The organism is Lysinibacillus sp. GW823-FHT02G10, assembly GCF_058797135.1.
Window position 1 is genome coordinate 1,873,870 of the sequence record NZ_JBXAJI010000001.1, and the last position, 17,984, is coordinate 1,891,853.

Here is a 17,984-nt window from a genome sequence, read left to right on the forward strand (position 1 = left end):
TCATTAATAACGTTTTTGGAATTTATTTCGGATATAGATGGCAATCGAATTCATTAGTAGCAGCACTGTCATAAGCACTAAAATACCTGCGGCTGCTACGTATTGAAAGGCTTCTTGTGGTCGTTTTGCCCAATCATAGATTTGCATTGGTAATGCTGTAAATTGACTCAGTAAACCATTCGGTAAAAACTGGAGGATAACTGGAATTCCAATTACAACTAGTGGAGCTGTTTCTCCAATGGCACGAGACAAGGCTAAAATACTTCCTGTCAAAATACCTGGAATGGCAGCTGGCAATACAACACGCAAAATCGTTTGCCATTTCGTTGCACCCATGCCATATGAAGCTTCACGTTGTTCGTTTGGCACTGCACGAATAGCCTCTTGAGCCGCTACAATGATAACAGGTAAAATTAACAAACTCATTGTAAAGCCAGCAGCTAAAATGCTTTTTCCTAGACCCATCATACGTACAAAAATAGTTAATCCAAGTAATCCAAAAACAATGGAAGGAACACCTGCTAGATTCGATATATTCATGCGAATAAAGTCATTTATTTTATTTTTCTTGGCATACTCCTCTAAATAAATCGCAGTACCAACTCCTAAAATAATCGATACTGGTGCTACAACTGCCATTAACCAAAGCGAACCGATTAAAGCAGCTTTGATACCTGCCTTATCCGCAAATCGTGATGCAAAATTCGTCAAGAAATCGATATTTAAGTAATCAATCCCCTGTGTCACAATGCGGTACAGTAAAATAGCTAAAGCAACAAGTGCAAACGTAGTAGCTAAGAAAAAGAGACTTTTCCAAACTTTATTTGCTGTAATACGCTTTGTCATTCGTTTCATGACGACTGTGTCATCCATATAGCGCATGCTAGTAAACCTCCCTGAAGCGTTTCGAAATATAGTGAGCAAGTAAATTCATTACTAGAGTAAAGATAAATAGTGTAAATCCTACTGAATAAATTGAGTAATAAATAGTTGTACCATAACCCGCATCACCAGTTGAAACCTGTACAATGTATGCAGTCATTGTTTGAATAGAGTCTGTCACATTGAGGTCAAATTTCGGTGTTGAACCACCTGCAAGCGATACAATCATTGTTTCTCCAATTGCCCGGGAAATAGCTAACACAACAGAAGCGACAATCCCTGAAAGCGCAGCTGGTAATACTACTTTGATTGCTACTTCAAATTTCGTCGCACCTAGAGCTAAGGCTCCTTCACGCATACTATTTGGTACAGATGACATGGCATCTTCTGAAAGAGATGTAATCATTGGTAAAATCATAATCCCTACAACAATACCAGGACTTAATGCATTAAATAGTTTGAGTCCAGGTACAATTTCTTGTAAAACTGGTGTGACAAATGTTAAAGCGAAGAAGCCATAAACAATTGTTGGCACACCTGCTAATACCTCTAAAATAGGTTTCACTGTACGTCGTGTTTTCTCACTTGCATATTCACTTAAATAGATAGCTGAAGCAATTCCAAATGGTACAGCTACTACAACTGCAATAAGTGTCACTTTTAATGTACCAGCGATTAATGGCAGTATCCCAAATAACGGTTCGTTACCTGAAAACGGTAACCATTTAGTACCGAAAAGGAAATCCGTAATCGACACACGTTTAAAGAATTCAAACGTTTCAAAAATAAGGGTGAAAACAATGCCAAATGTTGTTAATATCGAAATAATAGCTGCAGAAAATAATAGAGCTGGCATGGCTTTTTCCACTATTTTCTTTGTTTTTTGGTTGCGCGAATTTGCAATTAATTGCTGCACAGATGATGTCTTATCTTCCTTTTGAGAAACCATTGGGAGCTCCTTTCAAATAAGTGAGGGAAAGAGCATACATCTCTTCCCCTCTATGCATGTCTTCTTATTTTAAGCCTTCTAAAGTTTTTAAGCCTTCAGTATATTTTTCTTCAGGTAAACGAACATAGCCCACTGCTTCAGCCATATCGCCTGCGTTTTCAAGTGTAAATTTAATGAAGTCATATGCTGCTTCATTGTCCTTCATTGCACTATTTTTTACGTATGTGAATAATGGACGTGAAAGTGGTGTATATTCGCCACCTTCAATTGTTTCATTTGTTGGCTCTACGCCATTTACTTTGACAATGTTTAATTTATCTTTATTTTCAAGGTAGTAAGCATAACCGAAGAAGCCAATCGCATTTTTATCACCAGCTACACCTTGCACTAGCATATTATCATCCTCTGATAATGTTGCTGAGCTTACTAGATCTGCTCCATCTAAAATCACTTCATCAAAGTAATCGTATGTGCCTGAATCAGTACCTGGTGAATAGTAAACGATTTTTTCATCTGGCCATGATGGATCAATATCAGACCATTTTTTCTCTGTCCCATCTTCAATCCAAATTTTTTGTAGTTGTTCTACCGTTAAGTCCTTCGCCCAATCATTTTCTGGGTTCACGACTACTGATAAACCGTCATATGCTAAAGCTAGCTCTGTAAAATCAATGCCCGCTTCTTCTAATTTCGCTTTCTCTTCATCTTTTATATTACGAGATGCATTTGAAAAGTCTGTTTCACCTGCGATGAATTTTTCAAAACCACCACCAGTACCAGAAACCCCCACTGATACTTTGACATCTGGTTGTGTACCTGCATACTCTTCAACAACTGCCTCAATGATTGGTGCTACTGTTGATGAGCCATCTCCAGCTACAGACCCTTGTAGCTTTTCATCAGCAGCTTCTTGTCCTGAGCTTGCTGGTGCGTTCGTTTCTGTATTGTTTCCGTTTTGTGCAGAATCGCTACCACATGCACCTAGCATTAATGCAGAACCCATTACCGCTGTCATCGTTAAGTACTTCCACTTTTTCATCTCATTTGCCTCCGTCATGAACTGTTTTATAGTTATTTGTCTTACAATCTTTACTATAATGACTGATTGTTGAAGTCGTATAAACGGTTCGTAAAAGAGATGTAAAGGAATGTAATGCTTTGTAAACGTTTGTAAAGATGAATTTACAATAGGGGAAACTTGCTTCCTATAGGAAAGGTGTTATAATAAGCAATTGTGTCAGGAAATATTTATTTTAATGATAAGGAGAGTTTGACCTTTGTCATGAAACATGCAAAAGTACAAAATGTCGATTATTTTAAAACATATTTATCATTAGTAATGGAACATCGGGACTACACACTTCAAGAGGCGATTGATTTTATGCTTGCTTCTTATTTCTATAACAATATAGAACTTTATGGGGTAAAACCAAGAGAGCAATTTGAATTAGCCATTCAGCAATTATCCGCATAAAGGCACTAAATATCTGAAAGGGGTGTTTTGCTATGCAAACGCCCCTTTCACTACTTAGTTAAGTTTAAATTTCACAACTGATTCAGTTCATCAGCAATTTTGACAAGTACCTCTGAATTGCGCATTTCGTATACATTCCATATTTACTTAAGAATTAGCTTAACATCATTCAAAATTCATAAAAAAGTAAAAATAAAACGGATTTGGAAAATAATTTTTCCAAATCCGTTTTGTATTAGCGCATATCCAATACCCTTTATTCCTGCTCATTCTCTCCAATTTTTTCTTCCGTAATCGCTGGTAAAATTGGCTGTTTTACATTGCTATCAGTTACTTTTTCAGCTTGATATTTTGCTTTTAATTCAAAATACTTATCTAAAGAACGTCTAGCAATGACATTATTTTGATAGTAGTGTGGCGCTAAATTTGTATTAACCCATGGGATCACAACTGCATAGGCAATTTCAGGATTTTCATATGGGGCAAAGCCAACATGCGTTAAATTAATCGTATTTGTGCCGTAGTGCTCACGTAACGGACCATAATACACTACCTCTGCTGTCCCTGTTTTCCCTGCAGCTGTATATGGAGTATCGGCAAATTGTGCTCGTGCTGTACCATGTGAACCAGTATATACACGACGTAGCCCTTGCTTTACATAATCGATCTCTTCTTTAGGATTATCAATTTGATTCAAAATAGTTGGACCTACTTCTGTTACTAACTGCCCTAATTGCTTCCCATCCTGTGATGGGTCTCGAACCTCTTTCACAACATGTGGCTGAATACGATAGCCACCATTGGCAACTGTTGAAATATATTGTGCAAGTTGAAGTGGTGTATACGTATCATACTGACCAATCGCCAAGTCAAGTGTTTTACCACCCATTGTTGGACCTGATGGACCACGCACTCCGCTAAATTCATTTGGTAAATCAATGCCTGTTTTCACACCTAAACCAAATTGCGCATAATTATTACGCATTTTTGAGAACGTATCGTCCTTTAAGCGTAATGGCATACCATAACTATAAGGGGTTCCATTAAGCAGCATCGCAATTTTAAACATATAGGAGTTGGAAGAACGTTCTAATGCTAACAAGTCATTCATCGGGATATATCCAGCCCTGTTAAAAATAGACGTTTTCGGGTCCGTGCCAGCTAATATAATCGGCTCGTCTCCCATTGAAGTACCCATCGAAATAACATCCTGATTGTAGCCAGTGAGGACTGTTGCTGCTTTAACAGATGAACCTGCCTCATAGGCTGTTGTAAACGATCCATATGCATAGTCAATGACTTCATTTTGCCCTGTCTCGGGATTTTTTTCTATTTTCTTACCTACCATCGATAAAATATCGCCTGTATTTGGATCCATCATAATAAGGAAGGCACGGTCTAATAAATAGGAGCCTGGAAGTGCCTTTAAGTTAAGCAGTTCTTCTTCAACAATCTTATCCGTTTCAGCCTGCAGCTCACTATCCAATGAAAGGATTAAGTCTTTACCTGGCTCCCCTTCATAGGTTGTGACTGTATCGACTACTTGACCTTTTTTATTGGTAATATTTTTGACGACTGTTTTTTGACCTTGTAGTAATTCTTCATATTGTGCTTCAATGTAACTTTCTCCCACACGGTCATTACGTGAGTAGTCACGTGCTAAATAGTAATTGAGCTTCTCTTTTGGTATCCCTTTTGTTGGGACCGTTGTACGTCCAAGAATAGATAAAGATGATAATTTGACACGTTTCCAGTCTGTTGTTGTATTAACACCTGGTAGTTCAGTTAAACGCTCAGATACACGAGCAAATTCATCAGCTGATACATTTTCACTTTTAATAATTTGAGGAGATAGATTATAGCCAGACACCATCTCACGATAAATCGCTAATACCTCTAAATCTGCCTCTGTTAATTGTAAAAGTTCTTCGTTTGTGATACGTTCCCGTACCAGTTTATCAATCTCTGCATTAATTTGACTTGTTGTAATATTTTCTTGTGCATTAATTTTTGTTTTTTCTGCCTCTGTGACTTTTTCATAGGCAGCATCGTGATTTTGTAATATCCAAAAATCCTGTTTATCACGCAATGTGACACGCTTTGTTGGCTGTTCAATTAACTGTGCCAGCTTTTTCGCGATATCAAGCATCTCCTCTGTTGTGGTCGTTTGCATTTTCGTATACGTAATGGCATTTTCCGGGTGATTATCCACTAAAATACGACCGTAACGATCATACATGCGTCCCCTTGGTACACTTGTGTTGACAGGAACTTCTTCTGTACGCTCTAAAATACGTACATAATCTTCCCCTTTGACGATTTGCATATAGCCAAGTCTAAAAATTAACATTGAAAATACGATAAATATTGCAAAGAAAAGGATATTCATACGAAATGTTAAGTTAGAATGATGTTTTGCTTTAACACTCGCCGCGCGATTTTTTCCAGGTGCTTTGCGCATATGTATTCCCCTCCTCATCTTCTGATCATTTCAATACACGATACCTAGTATACCATTCGAAGGTATGACAGAAAAGCACGCACTTTCGATTTCTTATGTAAAACATCATTTATTTGACGGTACTTTATGGAGAAAGGTTGCCCTATTTCACGCTCTCCTTATATTTCGTCTTCATTATCCTGATATTTTCAGATTCTATCCCTTAATTTGCTGTTTTATCCAACAAAAAAAGGCTATGCCTCCGTGATTGCTCACTTTAGGCACAGCCAATTATTCGTTATTATTTTGCAGCTTGGAATTTAGCTTCTACTACATCCCAGTTTACTACGTTCCAGAAAGCACCGATGTAATCTGGACGACGGTTTTGGTAGTTTAGGTAGTATGCATGTTCCCATACATCTAAGCCTAAAACTGGAGTTTTCCCTTCCATTACTGGAGAGTCTTGGTTTGGAGTAGACGTAACAGCAACTGAGTCACCATCAACGATTAACCAAGCCCAACCTGAACCAAAGCGAGTTGTAGCAGCTTTAGCAAATTCTTCTTTGAAAGCGTCGAAAGAACCGAATTTAGCATCGATTGCTTTTGCTACTTCACCAACTGGTGTATTTGAACCGCCTGGAGCGATTACTTCCCAGAATAATGTATGGTTAGCATGTCCGCCACCGTTGTTGCGTACAGCAGTTTGTTTGTCAGCTGGAAGAGCATCTAGGTTTGCGATTAAGTCGTTAATGTCTTTTTCTGCAAATTCAGTACCTTCTACTGCTGCGTTTAAGTTTGTTACATAAGTATTGTGGTGTTTAGAATGGTGAATTTCCATTGTTTTTGCATCGATATGTGGTTCTAATGCGTCATAAGCGTAAGTTAATTGTGGTAATTCGTAAGCCATTGTTAAGTTCCTCCCTAAAATAAGAAATAATTAGTACATCCTTAGATTATCAAAATTGGTCAAACCATTCAACGAAAAATACTTCAATTTGAAGATTTCAGCCTTTTGACCGAAATACCGATATGTTTACTATCTTACCCTTTTCTCTCACACACTAAACCTTAAAAGAAAGGCATTAAATGGCGATAAAAAATACAATAATCATAACAATTTGAATAACAGCCTTGACAACAGTAGATGTCAAAAAGCCAATTAAAGAACCTACACCACTTTTCACTGCCTCACTAAATGTACGTTTCTCAACGATTAGTTCCGCAATCACAGCCCCTAAAAATGGTCCAATTAAAATCCCTGCCACAGGGATCACAAATGGACCAATTAATAACCCAATGGTGCTCCCCCACATACCAGCATTGGAACCACCAAACTTTTTGATACCAAACGCATTTGCCACAGTATCTGCCCCAAATAACAACACGACAAATAGTATTTCAATGACCCAAAACCACCAGCTTAGCTCTGCGAATGAGAAAAATAAGCCATAGAGCAAAAACCCACCGACTAAAAACAGTACTCCGGGAATAATTGGATATACTAAACCAATAAATGAAATAATAAAGCAGGCAATCACTAAGATCCAGCCAACAACTTCCATAAAGATTCTCTCCTTTTAACGTGCATTGCCTTTCATACGAAATAACAAAGTGAAAAGTTTCATTAATGACGAATGCCTAAAATAGAATCTGCAATATTTACTGCATGGTCTCCTATACGCTCTAGGTTGCTAACGATATCCATATAAACAATTCCTGCAGCCCCACTACACTCATTTGTGTTTAATCGGGCAATATGCTTTTGACGTAGTTTATCTTCCATATCATCAATCAGGCTTTCTAGCTCTGTTACTTCTTGAGCTAAACTTAAGCTAGCGGTATCTAATGCTTCTATACTTTTGCGCACTGCCTCTATGGCTAAACTAAACATACCTATTAAGTCCTGTCGCGCTGATTTACTTAAGCTTACCTCGTGGTGATCCTTGTACTGTAAAAGCTCTAATATATTTTCAAAATGATCCCCAATTCGTTCAAAATCCCTTACATTTGTCAATAAAGTATGATGTCTTACAGAGTCTGCACGGGAAAGAGGCTGCTTAGACACCATTACTAAATAATCAGTAATTTCATTGTCTAGATGATTTAGCCCGACTTCTAGCTGTAGCACCGTTGGAATATGCTCTGTCTCTCCAGATTTCATATATAAAAACGTTTCTTCTAACCCACGCAATGCATGTTCACCCATGCGTAATACCTCTTCTTTAGCTTGACCTAGCGCAATAGCAGGAGAGGAATCAATGAATGAAGGATCTAAATGCTTAGTTGTTACATTGATATGGCCATCATGTCCCGGCAATAGCTTTGTAACTAAGGCTGCGAGTCCAGCAATAAATGGTAGTTGGATCATCATATTAAAGACATTGAATGAGCCATGAGCAATGGCAATCTGCATGCGAGGCTCTAAATGAAATATGCCACTGATCCACTGTACATATTGCATAAACGGTGTGAACAATAACATGAAAATAATCGTTCCAATCACATTAAATAATACATGAGCCGCTGCTGCACGCTTAGCGTAAATAGAAGCACCAAGAGAAGCTAAAACAGCTGTAATGGTCGTGCCAATATTTTCCCCAAACAATATCGGTAAGGCACTATTTAAACCAATTAATTGTTCTGCATATAAACCTTGCAATACCCCCACCGTTGCGGTAGAGCTTTGCACAAGTAATGTGAAAATGGTTCCTAAAAATATGCCTAATATCGGTTGATTGCTTAAATGAAGCGTTAACGATGCAAAATCTGCAAGCTGGTGTAACGCCTGCATACTAGCACTCATCAACTCTAGCCCTAAAAATAAACCGCCAAAGCCAAATAGAATCTGACCAATATGTTGATACGTTGCTTTCTTTAAGAAAAATAAACAGGCTGCCCCAATTGCCAATAAAGGGTAAAAATAGAGTCCAATATTAATACCAATAATAAATGCTGTAATAGTTGTACCAATATTTGCCCCCATAATGACGCCGATTGCTTGACGCAGTGTTAAAAAACCAGCACTCACTAACCCTACAGTGATGACTGTTGTGGCAGAACTTGATTGTATGCAAATTGTTACAAATATACCTACCAGGACACCCATAACAGGGTTTGTGGTAAAGCGATTTAACCATTCACGTAACCGATCATCCGCTGATTTTTGAAGCCCATCCCCCATGAATTTAATGGAAAATAAAAAGACCCCTAGTCCGCCTAAAAACTGAAAGAGAATGCTTTGCCAATCTATTGTCAATTGTTTTCGCTCCAATTCCTACATCTCTACTACCCTCGTTCTAATCATTAAATGATTCCAAACAAAAAGTAAAGAAATCCTTTAACTTCTTTACATAATGTTAACATTTTAACATCAAGACCCTCCTCATTTATACTTCTTTCATATCTTGTCCTCATTGAACATGTTAAAATATCGATTGGAGGAGATATAGCATGAAACACTCACAGCTTTTTATTGATAGTCTTATACATCCTAAAAAACTAGCAGCCTATCGTTTATTACCTATTGGAAAGGTTATTCAATATACTTTTCTACTGATTACCATTGTGTCCGTATTCTCTTTAGGTCGTTTTGCAGCAGGTATGTCCGTTGATACATTCGATATGGATAGTTTAACTGGTTTAACAGATTACATAGAGGGCATTAAATGGCTCTTATATCCATTCACCTTCCTAATGCTTTTCGTCGTGACAACAATGCTTATTTTTGCACAAATTGCCCTTTATGCTTTAGCAGGTTTATTTATCTTGAAGGCGATGAAGCGTCGGGGTGAGTATCGCCATATCTGGAGAACAACTACCTTTGCGATCACTTGGGCTACGTTACTTTCGATGTTAGCAGACTATCTGCCCGTTAACAGTACTGTTATCACTGTACTATCTTTATTTTTAACCATCTCTCTATTAATTGTGGCCTTTACAAAATATCCAAAACAACCAAATATAAAATAATGTGCATGAATCCCCTCTCTTCTCAATATAGTGTAGAAAAGGAGGGGATTTTTTGCGAGCATTCATCTTAACAACTATCATCATCGTAATTGCCTTTGTCGTCAAAGTAGATTTAACAGAAGGGTCTATCCCACTTGCGGCTTTATCCACAAAGAGCTCAGAAAACGGACTTTGTGAACAACAACGTGAGCCAAATTATATTACTGTACAAACGATTGAAGGAGATACCATTCATAGTTTATTTGCTCTACACCCTGCTAAAGTTCCCATGACCTTTCCAGAACGCTTACAACTTTTTTACAACTTAAACCCACACTTACAATTACAAGCACTAGTTCCAGGTGAAAATATCAAGCTTCCTCTCTCATTTGAGCTTGAAAACAAATGCGGAAAATGAAAAGTTAGCGTTTCTTCCTTGTCCTTATTTTCTTACACTGCTAAAATAAATGACAGTGACGGCTGAAAATAGTGGCCCGAAAAGGAGAGAAAGTTAATGAGTGAAATTTGTCACCGTTCAAATACACGTCCTGTGCGTGTCGGTAACTTAACAATTGGTGGTAGTAATGAATTATTCATTCAAAGTATGTGTACAACCAAAACACATGATGTAGAAGCAACAGTTGCAGAAATTCTTCGTCTTGAGGAAGCAGGCTGTCAAGTTGTTCGTGTTGCTGTACCAGATGAACGTGCAGCGGACGCGATTGCCGAAATCAAAAAACGTATTCATATTCCATTAGTAGCTGATATTCATTTTGATTATAGATTAGCATTAAAAGCCATTGAAAATGGTATTGATAAAGTACGTATTAATCCAGGTAATATTGGTCGTAAAGAAAAAGTGGAAGCTGTTGTTAATGCAGCCAAAGCAAAAGGTATACCAATTCGTATTGGTGTAAATGCCGGTTCATTAGAGCGTCATATTTTAGAAAAATACGGTTATCCTACGGCTGATGGTATGGTAGAATCTGCTCTACACCATATTAAAATTTTGGAAGACTTGGACTTCCACGATATTATCGTTTCAATGAAGGCATCTGACGTTAACCTTGCCATTGAAGCCTATGAAAAGGCGTCTAAAGCCTTTAATTATCCGCTACATTTAGGGATTACAGAATCAGGAACATTATTTGCTGGTACTGTAAAATCAGCAGCAGGTCTTGGAGCCATCCTTTCAAAAGGTATAGGAAACACATTACGTATCTCCCTTTCTGCTGACCCTGTAGAAGAGGTTAAAGTAGCACGGGAACTATTAAAATCCTTTGGCCTCGCTTCTAATATGGCAACTTTGATTTCTTGCCCAACATGTGGACGCATTGAAATTGATTTAATTTCTATTGCAAATGAAGTAGAAGAATATATTTCAAAATTAAATGTACCGTTAAAAGTGGCTGTTCTAGGCTGTGCGGTAAACGGTCCTGGAGAAGCGCGTGAGGCAGATATCGGTATTGCTGGTGCCCGTGGTGAAGGCTTGTTATTCATGAAGGGGAAAACAGTCCGTAAAGTGCCAGAAGAAACAATGGTGGAAGAACTGAAGAAAGAAATTGATAAATTAGCAGCAGAAATGGAAGAAAAACGTGCAGCGGAAGAAGCTCAAAAAGCGAATGCCTAAGGAGGTGCTAGCATGAAAAAGCCCCGCTTTGGTATTGATATTGATGGGACTGTGACATGTCCAAGTACACTCATTCCACATATTAATAAACAGTACAATGTAAATATTACGCTAGATGATGTTTGTGAATATGATTTTTTATCTGCCTTCCCACACCCTATTGACCGAAGTGCCTTTAATACTTGGTTTAAGGAAAATGAACCTTATATGTACGAAGTCTCTGAGGTGGCAAAAGATGCAAAAAATATTCTAAGCGCTTGGAAAAATAATTTTGAGCTGTATTATATTTCTGCACGAGGTGAAAATGTAGCAGACATCACTGTCAATTGGTTTAAATCGCAAGCTATACCTTACGACCATATTGAGCTTCTCGGCAGCCATGATAAACTAGCCGCTGCAAAAAAACATCGTGTAGAAGCTTTCTTTGAGGATAAGCATGATAATGCGGTGATGCTGGCAGAGGAATTAAAAATACCTGTTGTGTTATTTGATACACCTTATAATCGTCTTGCCGTTCCTAATAATGTTGTAAGGGTTTATAACTGGCAAGAAGCGAATCAATTTATTACACAATTTTTCAAATAAGTATTAAGAGCTGTAGGTAAGGTTGGATGAAAATTTCACCTTGCCTACAGCTCTTTTAATTTAATATTGAAATTTAGCTAGTGCTGCCTGTAAAGAGTCTGTCATAGCTGTTAATTGTTGGGCTTTGCTATTGATGTCATGAACCGCTAAATTCTGCTGTTCCATCGTTGCCAATAACTCCTCTGTTCCTGCTGAGGATTGCTGGCTAACAGCTGTCATATTTTCCACTGCACGAACAACCTCCTGCGTCTCCCTTTGAATGACACTGGAGGCAGCTGTCACATTATCGATTTGCGCTACTGTATCGACAATATGGCGTAAAATCGCATCAAGTGCCTGCTTATTGGCATCAATATATTGCGTATTGTTTTCCACAGCTAAGACAACACTTTGCATAGCATCACTAGCCTTTGCTGCTTCCCTAACAACCATATCAATAATGGAGGCGATTTGGCTTGTTGATTTGGCTGATTCTTCTGCAAGCTTTCGTACTTCCTCTGCCACAATCGAAAAGCCCTTGCCGTGCTCACCTGCACGAGCAGCTTCTATCGCCGCATTTAATGCTAATAAATTTGTTTGACCTGCAATAGCATTAATGACTTGTAAAATACGATTAATTTCTGTTGATTGGTCGCTGAGCTGTTGGACGACCATAGCTGTCAGTGACACTTTTTCAGACATCACTTCCATCCCTTGAATAGACTGCTCTGCATGAATTAAACCTTGTTTAGAAGACGCTGTTGTAAGCTGAGAATCCTGAAGCATTTCTTCAATTGCCATTTGAATTGCTTGCAATTTATGCTCAACCTCTTGTGTAACGCCTAATGTGGTAGACGCCTGTTCGGCTTGTACGGTAGCACCTGTCGCCAACTCACTTGTTGTTGTTAACACCTGTTCGATACTGATGCTCATATCATTGGTAGAAGCACGTAAATCTCCGCTGTATACATTCACCTGATTGGAAATATGTGTAGCCGCTTGTAACAGCTCACGCATATTGTCTGTCATATGATTCATTGCATGTGCAAGCTCGCCAATTTCATCCTTCGAACGAACCTGTAACGGCTCCACTGCTAAATTTCCACCAGCAATGGTTTTGACCTGTTCCACTGTCTGAACCACTGGTTTGACGATCCGTTGAGCTATCCAAGTAATGGCACCAACTAATACAATAATACCAATAATAGCTAGTAGTATTGATAACCACATTGCCTCACTTGCGGCTGCCATTACCTCATCAGACGGAATAATTACCTGCAATGCCCACGGTGTCGACGTTTGACCAATTTGGATAGGTGAGACAGCAATAAAGGAAGCTTCCTGTAAATAGGATGAATAATCCTCTACTAGATAGGGTTTGCCCTGTTCAACAGCAGACAAAATTTTATCCGTATTTTTATATTTTTCCATTTCAGTCACTGGTCTATTGACATAATCAGGAGATGGGTGGGAAACAAATGTCCCCTTATGAGACACAATGGCACTATATCCTGTATCATAGAGTACAATTTCATTATTAATGGCAACCAATGTCTCTAAGCTTATATCAATTCCAACAAGACCAACGACTTTTCCATCTATTTGAATAGGTATAGCTGTGGAAGTCATCAATACATCCTGACCGTCAACTGGGTAAGTTAACGGCTCTAAAATAACCTCTTGTTTCAACGTTTTAGGTAATACATAATAATCACTAGTTTCATAGTCTTCTAGAGGAGCAAGCGTCACACCATTGTTACTGCGTGCCCAATATGGAAGGAAACGACCTGATGCATCATGCCCCTTCAAATTGGCAAAATGAGCATCTTGTCCATCAAAGGCATTTGGCTCCCAAATCGTCCAAACCCCTAGAAAGGTGTCATTGTGTTCGAGTAATTGTTTGAGCATCTCGTTTGCTAAATCACGATCTCCCTTATGATTGGCTACCATTGCTTGGAGATTAGAGGCTACTGTCCTTGCTGTATCCATCGCATAATCAAGTTCCATTTGCATTTTATATGCACTTTCGGACGCCCGCGATTGAGCAAGCTGTCGTGCATCCTCCAATGCTAATGTATTGGTTTTTACAATATTGACACTTAAAATAATGATGAACACAATCATCATTGTAGATAACGTTGTCAGTAATATTTTATGTAGTAATTTCATATGTACCAGCTCCCACCTATAGCAACTAAATAAATAATAGCATTTATGCGTCAATAAATAACTAAATATTCAGAAAAAATAATTCTTATAGAATTTAACTTACAATATAGCTGCATGTCATCCTGTTATACATAAGATGACACGCAGCCTTAGTTCTCTACTAAAAATGGAATTTTGCGAGTGTTTGTTGTAAGGAGTTCGTCATACCTGATAGGATTTCTGCTATATTTTTCCATTACTCGCACTACCTCTACCATTTCCTTTTAAATTAAAAGAGAGGCAGTTGTCACTTCCTCAATTTGCGCCACAGTAACAACGATATGTTGTAAGAAGACATCAAGTGCTTGTTTATTAAATTTTGAATCTGGTACGCGATATTAGATGTTTCTGCTTGTGCCATTTTTTGAGCTGTTTCAATCATTTAATTTTTTGTTTGATAAATATTCACAGCTGTTAGAACTGCGAATACCTACTGTTCAAATGACAGTTGTGAGAATTTTCCCCAATAAATTCATATGCATCATCCCCTTTAGATAGAAAGTAATAGATACGTAACCAATTAAGCTAATTATAGCATCATTAGACATGAGTAAAGTATCTAATTTAAGAGTAAATATGTATTTTTTATAGATAAAAACTCCTGTTTCCAGGAGTTTTTAAAAGTACAGCTCATTATATGTCAAGTATGCCTCGTAGCCAACGCTCCACAAAGTTTTCAAACGTAATCCCATAAGTATCATAAACAGCATGATAAACAAAATATGTTCCTAATCGATCAAGCATTTCATCATTAATTTTCATCACAAACCGCTCCCATTCTTTTGTTTTTTTACTAAATATTCAGACTTATATAATTCTCAAATGCCGAACAATCAAGTGGAGGTCGCATCGTTGCAAAACCGTCACAAACTACCGCCTTCATGCCCTTTCTTCATATTTTTCTTTTCGTTAAGATAGTTATAACAACTTACTAGACTGGAGGGACTACTTGTGAAATGGATGACAAAAGTTGCTTGTATCACATGCATCTGCGCACTACTTTCTGGATGTGGTGGTCGATTTTCAGAAATTAAAGATGCTGCCTCAGGCATCAATTCAGCTGCTAATTCCGCAGCTAGTGCAGTTAGCCGAGATGTCCATGCAATACGTGCTCTAGACATTAACTATAAAGATACATCGTTTACGGTTAATGACCTATTTAAAACTATTTTACGTGACATACGCTGGGATTATGACCTTGAAAAAAATGAGCTACATGTGAGAGGTACTTGGAAGCCTCCACTATTTTCTGATCAGGCGTGGAGTGACGATATGAAAGAAAAGCTTACTGAATCAGGCTTTGTGACTGTTACCTGTCAAATAATTGACGACAAAATTGATAGCCAACAAACGAGCATAACACTTACATATAATGATGAAATTCTCTTACAAAAAAATGGTGAGGAAGCACTCCATCACCTATACGATACTTATTTACTTCCGTAAACCTAGGAACGTCTCTACCATTTAATCATGGTAGAAACGTTCTTTTTTTGTAAAAAATCTTATAATTTCGAAATATCAAAGGCTATCATTTGAATAAACTAAAACCATCACGTTATAATCAAAGTATCACGTGATGGTTTGGAGGTGTTTGCATTGGGACAGAAAAATTAAAGATTGGCGAGCTTGCAGAAAAAACAGGCATTACTAAACGAACAATTGATTACTATACAAATATTGGTTTGCTAGATGCAGAACGTTCTGCAGCAAATTATCGCTACTATGACCAAGCCATGATTAAACGGCTTCAATTTATTGAACAGCGCAAACAACAGGGGCTTTCACTTGTACAAATCCAACATGAGTTAAACATCACACCCTATGAAGAAATCGATGTACAGGTGCTTCGTTTAAAAATGCAAGATTTAGAGCATGATGTTACATCTCTGCTCGCACAAATGAACAAGCAAGATGATAAAAAAATTGAAACGATTAAGAAAAATGTTTCACCCGAAAGTATTGCATTAATGCAATCTTTATTATTACTCATTCATAATTAGGAGGTGACGTTCTGTTTTTACAGAACGACTATTTGGAGACCATAATAAACCTATCGATTTTTACCATTCTATTAGCTTTAACAGGCTTTTTCGTGGCAACAGAATTTGCCATTGTAAAAGTACGTTCCTCAAGACTCGATCAGCTGGTTGCAGAAGGCAATAAAAAAGCAGTTGCTGCTAAACATGTTGTTCAACACTTAGATGAATACTTATCGGCGTGTCAATTAGGGATTACTGTAACCGCTCTTGGTATCGGGATGGTTGGTGAAAAAACTTTTGAATTTATGCTTCACCCGCTATTTGAAATAATCGGTATTTCTGATAAATATATGACGATCTTTACAATTGGAACAGCCTTTGCCATTGCTACATTTTTACATGTAGTGGTCGGCGAATTAGCCCCAAAAACAGCTGCCATTCAAAAAGCTGAATCCATTACACTTCTTTTCGCAAAACCCATTATGTTTTTCTATAAGATCATGTATCCATTTATTTGGTTCTTGAACGGTTCTGCACGCGTGTTAGTTGGCTTATTCGGTATGAAACCTGCTAGCGAACATGAGCTATCTCATACAGAGGAAGAATTGCGATTATTACTGTCTGAAAGCTTTAAGAGTGGTGAAATCAATAAATCTGAGCTCAAATATGTCAATAACGTCTTTGAATTTGATGAACGTATTGCTCGTGAAATCATGGTTCCCCGAACAGAAATTATTGGAATTGAACAAAATGAATCTTTTACAAACATTATTCATTACATCGCTTCTGAAAAATATACGCGTTACCCGATCTATGATGGGGACCGAGATAATATATTAGGTTTCATCAATGCGAAAGAACTATTAACACAGGGTCTACTTGAACAACTTACAGACGACTCCTTAGTTCTAGAAGATTTCATAAATCCTGTCATTCGCGTAATTGAAACAATGCCCATTCAAGAATTACTTGTACGTATGCAAAAGGAACGAATCCATATGGCTATCCTAATGGATGAATATGGTGGTACATCTGGTCTTGTAACGGTTGAAGATATTTTAGAAGAAATTGTTGGTGAAATTCGAGATGAGTTTGATGATGATGAAATTGCGGATATTCGAAAAATTACAGATCATCACTATTTATTAAATGCAAAAATGCTTGTGGAAGATGTAGAAAATCTATTAAACATTACCCTGGATGCTGAAGAAGTGGAAACATTAGGTGGTTGGTTCTTAACTGTGAATAACGGCATTAAAGCATCAAAAAATATTGAGCTAGGCTCCTATATTTTTAGCATCTATGAGCAACAAGGTCATCAAATTCATTATATAGAGGTTCGTCCTCTTCGAAAAAGTCTACCTCTTAAAACAGAGGTTCAATCGTAACAGTAGGAAACAGTATTCCTTATTCCATTATTAGCCATTTCACTATATAATGAATAGAGAAAATGATTTTAGTTGCAGGGGGCCATACACATGACATTATTTAAGCTATATCATTCAGATGGTATTCACATTATTACTGATGTAAAAAAACACAAAACAAATATTGAGTTAAAAACAATCACGGGAGAAGTTCTATTTATTATCGTGGTAACAGATGAAAATTACACAGTCTACGATGATCGGTTTGCAGGAGCTTCCAAGCAATTAAATTCAGTTGAAGCTTTCGATATTGATGGGAGTTTTCGTAGTTTAGATTTCGATAATATGCGCTCTCTATTTAAAGAATCTTTTACAAAGCTTTTACAAGAGATTGCTGTGTGTGTCAAAAATAAAGAGGAGCTTGTGGATATTGATACACTCCGCCATAAAGTCAGCGCACAGATTAAAGGCATCCACTTCAGGGTGATCTCGGATACGAAAAAATATGAAATCTAACATCCAACAGACTGTCCATTAGGG

Annotated in this window: 18 protein-coding genes; 9 read left to right on the top strand and 9 right to left on the bottom strand. The window is 37.7% G+C overall.

Features of this window, described 5'->3' with window-relative positions:
• Positions 1–3: 3 nt before the first annotated feature.
• The 3 genes from pstA to AC1RFD_RS09750 form a co-directional block, all read right to left on the bottom strand.
• Entirely contained in the window at positions 4–882 is an 879-nt protein-coding gene (gene pstA, locus AC1RFD_RS09740) for a phosphate ABC transporter permease PstA (protein WP_328024349.1), read from the bottom strand.
• 1 nt (position 883) lies between these two features.
• Positions 884–1,831, bottom strand: coding sequence for a phosphate ABC transporter permease subunit PstC (gene pstC / locus AC1RFD_RS09745; protein WP_048392245.1), 948 nt, complete (start codon positions 1,829–1,831; stop codon positions 884–886).
• Between the two features lie 64 nt (positions 1,832–1,895).
• Positions 1,896–2,870, bottom strand: coding sequence for a PstS family phosphate ABC transporter substrate-binding protein (locus AC1RFD_RS09750; RefSeq protein ID WP_004231003.1), 975 nt, complete (start codon positions 2,868–2,870; stop codon positions 1,896–1,898).
• A gap of 243 nt (positions 2,871–3,113) precedes the next feature.
• Between AC1RFD_RS09750 and AC1RFD_RS09755 the strand changes: the two genes are divergently transcribed.
• On the top strand, positions 3,114–3,305 hold the full coding sequence (locus AC1RFD_RS09755) for a hypothetical protein (protein WP_009370174.1): 192 nt from the start codon (positions 3,114–3,116) through the stop codon (positions 3,303–3,305).
• A gap of 256 nt (positions 3,306–3,561) precedes the next feature.
• On the opposite strand, the gene AC1RFD_RS09760 is transcribed toward AC1RFD_RS09755, so the two are convergent.
• The 4 genes from AC1RFD_RS09760 to AC1RFD_RS09775 form a co-directional block, all read right to left on the bottom strand.
• Complete coding sequence (locus AC1RFD_RS09760; RefSeq protein WP_048392244.1) at positions 3,562–5,766, bottom strand: peptidoglycan D,D-transpeptidase FtsI family protein; 2,205 nt, start codon at positions 5,764–5,766, stop codon at positions 3,562–3,564.
• 280 nt (positions 5,767–6,046) lie between these two features.
• Positions 6,047–6,652, bottom strand: coding sequence for a superoxide dismutase (locus tag AC1RFD_RS09765; protein ID WP_016995356.1), 606 nt, complete (start codon positions 6,650–6,652; stop codon positions 6,047–6,049).
• A 175-nt stretch (positions 6,653–6,827) separates the two neighbouring features.
• Positions 6,828–7,307, bottom strand: a complete 480-nt coding sequence (locus tag AC1RFD_RS09770) for a DUF456 domain-containing protein (RefSeq protein WP_004230999.1) — start codon at positions 7,305–7,307, stop codon at positions 6,828–6,830.
• A gap of 62 nt (positions 7,308–7,369) precedes the next feature.
• On the bottom strand, positions 7,370–9,001 hold the full coding sequence (locus tag AC1RFD_RS09775) for a Na/Pi cotransporter family protein (protein WP_279495591.1): 1,632 nt from the start codon (positions 8,999–9,001) through the stop codon (positions 7,370–7,372).
• Positions 9,002–9,195: 194 nt separating this feature from the next.
• Here AC1RFD_RS09775 and AC1RFD_RS09780 point away from each other — a divergent pair, with 194 nt between their 5' ends.
• The 4 genes from AC1RFD_RS09780 (at position 9,196) to AC1RFD_RS09795 (ending at position 11,908) form a co-directional block, all read left to right on the top strand.
• The gene (locus AC1RFD_RS09780; RefSeq protein WP_205444381.1) at positions 9,196–9,714 is read left to right on the top strand and encodes a DUF1189 family protein; all 519 of its coding nucleotides are present in this window, start codon (positions 9,196–9,198) and stop codon (positions 9,712–9,714) included.
• Between the two features lie 52 nt (positions 9,715–9,766).
• Entirely contained in the window at positions 9,767–10,111 is a 345-nt protein-coding gene (locus AC1RFD_RS09785) for a hypothetical protein (RefSeq protein ID WP_004230996.1), read from the top strand.
• 96 nt (positions 10,112–10,207) lie between these two features.
• A complete protein-coding gene (gene ispG / locus AC1RFD_RS09790; protein WP_004230987.1) occupies positions 10,208–11,323 on the top strand; it encodes a flavodoxin-dependent (E)-4-hydroxy-3-methylbut-2-enyl-diphosphate synthase in 1,116 nt (371 codons plus the stop codon).
• A 12-nt stretch (positions 11,324–11,335) separates the two neighbouring features.
• The gene (locus AC1RFD_RS09795; protein WP_048392241.1) at positions 11,336–11,908 is read left to right on the top strand and encodes a 5' nucleotidase, NT5C type; all 573 of its coding nucleotides are present in this window, start codon (positions 11,336–11,338) and stop codon (positions 11,906–11,908) included.
• 60 nt (positions 11,909–11,968) lie between these two features.
• On the opposite strand, the gene AC1RFD_RS09800 is transcribed toward AC1RFD_RS09795, so the two are convergent.
• A complete protein-coding gene (locus tag AC1RFD_RS09800) occupies positions 11,969–14,056 on the bottom strand; it encodes a methyl-accepting chemotaxis protein (protein ID WP_492474863.1) in 2,088 nt (695 codons plus the stop codon).
• 672 nt (positions 14,057–14,728) lie between these two features.
• Entirely contained in the window at positions 14,729–14,857 is a 129-nt protein-coding gene (locus AC1RFD_RS09805; protein WP_255349862.1) for a hypothetical protein, read from the bottom strand.
• Between the two features lie 198 nt (positions 14,858–15,055).
• On the opposite strand from AC1RFD_RS09805, the gene AC1RFD_RS09810 reads away from it, so the two are divergent.
• From AC1RFD_RS09810 to AC1RFD_RS09825, 4 genes are all read left to right on the top strand, one after another.
• On the top strand, positions 15,056–15,541 hold the full coding sequence (locus AC1RFD_RS09810) for a hypothetical protein (protein ID WP_233732832.1): 486 nt from the start codon (positions 15,056–15,058) through the stop codon (positions 15,539–15,541).
• A 215-nt stretch (positions 15,542–15,756) separates the two neighbouring features.
• Positions 15,757–16,098 (top strand): MerR family transcriptional regulator, encoded by a 342-nt coding sequence (locus tag AC1RFD_RS09815; protein WP_233732834.1) that lies wholly within the window; start codon positions 15,757–15,759, stop codon positions 16,096–16,098.
• Positions 16,099–16,130: 32 nt separating this feature from the next.
• Complete coding sequence (locus AC1RFD_RS09820; protein WP_048392236.1) at positions 16,131–17,465, top strand: hemolysin family protein; 1,335 nt, start codon at positions 16,131–16,133, stop codon at positions 17,463–17,465.
• A gap of 90 nt (positions 17,466–17,555) precedes the next feature.
• Positions 17,556–17,960, top strand: a complete 405-nt coding sequence (locus AC1RFD_RS09825; protein ID WP_004227282.1) for a hypothetical protein — start codon at positions 17,556–17,558, stop codon at positions 17,958–17,960.
• Positions 17,961–17,984: the final 24 nt, after the last annotated feature.

Bases quoted from the DNA above. Each gene is read 5' to 3' on its own strand.
- pstA (WP_328024349.1), bottom strand. From the start codon at position 882: ATGCGCTATATGGATGACACAGTCGTCATGAAACGAATGACAAAGCGT.
- pstC (WP_048392245.1), bottom strand. From the start codon at position 1,831: ATGGTTTCTCAAAAGGAAGATAAGACATCATCTGTGCAGCAATTAATT.
- AC1RFD_RS09750 (WP_004231003.1), bottom strand. From the start codon at position 2,870: ATGAAAAAGTGGAAGTACTTAACGATGACAGCGGTAATGGGTTCTGCA.
- AC1RFD_RS09755 (WP_009370174.1), top strand. From the start codon at position 3,114: ATGAAACATGCAAAAGTACAAAATGTCGATTATTTTAAAACATATTTA.
- AC1RFD_RS09760 (WP_048392244.1), bottom strand. From the start codon at position 5,766: ATGCGCAAAGCACCTGGAAAAAATCGCGCGGCGAGTGTTAAAGCAAAA.
- AC1RFD_RS09765 (WP_016995356.1), bottom strand. From the start codon at position 6,652: ATGGCTTACGAATTACCACAATTAACTTACGCTTATGACGCATTAGAA.
- AC1RFD_RS09770 (WP_004230999.1), bottom strand. From the start codon at position 7,307: ATGGAAGTTGTTGGCTGGATCTTAGTGATTGCCTGCTTTATTATTTCA.
- AC1RFD_RS09780 (WP_205444381.1), top strand. From the start codon at position 9,196: ATGAAACACTCACAGCTTTTTATTGATAGTCTTATACATCCTAAAAAA.
- ispG (WP_004230987.1), top strand. From the start codon at position 10,208: ATGAGTGAAATTTGTCACCGTTCAAATACACGTCCTGTGCGTGTCGGT.
- AC1RFD_RS09795 (WP_048392241.1), top strand. From the start codon at position 11,336: ATGAAAAAGCCCCGCTTTGGTATTGATATTGATGGGACTGTGACATGT.
- AC1RFD_RS09800 (WP_492474863.1), bottom strand. From the start codon at position 14,056: ATGAAATTACTACATAAAATATTACTGACAACGTTATCTACAATGATG.
- AC1RFD_RS09805 (WP_255349862.1), bottom strand. From the start codon at position 14,857: ATGAAAATTAATGATGAAATGCTTGATCGATTAGGAACATATTTTGTT.
- AC1RFD_RS09810 (WP_233732832.1), top strand. From the start codon at position 15,056: ATGACAAAAGTTGCTTGTATCACATGCATCTGCGCACTACTTTCTGGA.
- AC1RFD_RS09825 (WP_004227282.1), top strand. From the start codon at position 17,556: ATGACATTATTTAAGCTATATCATTCAGATGGTATTCACATTATTACT.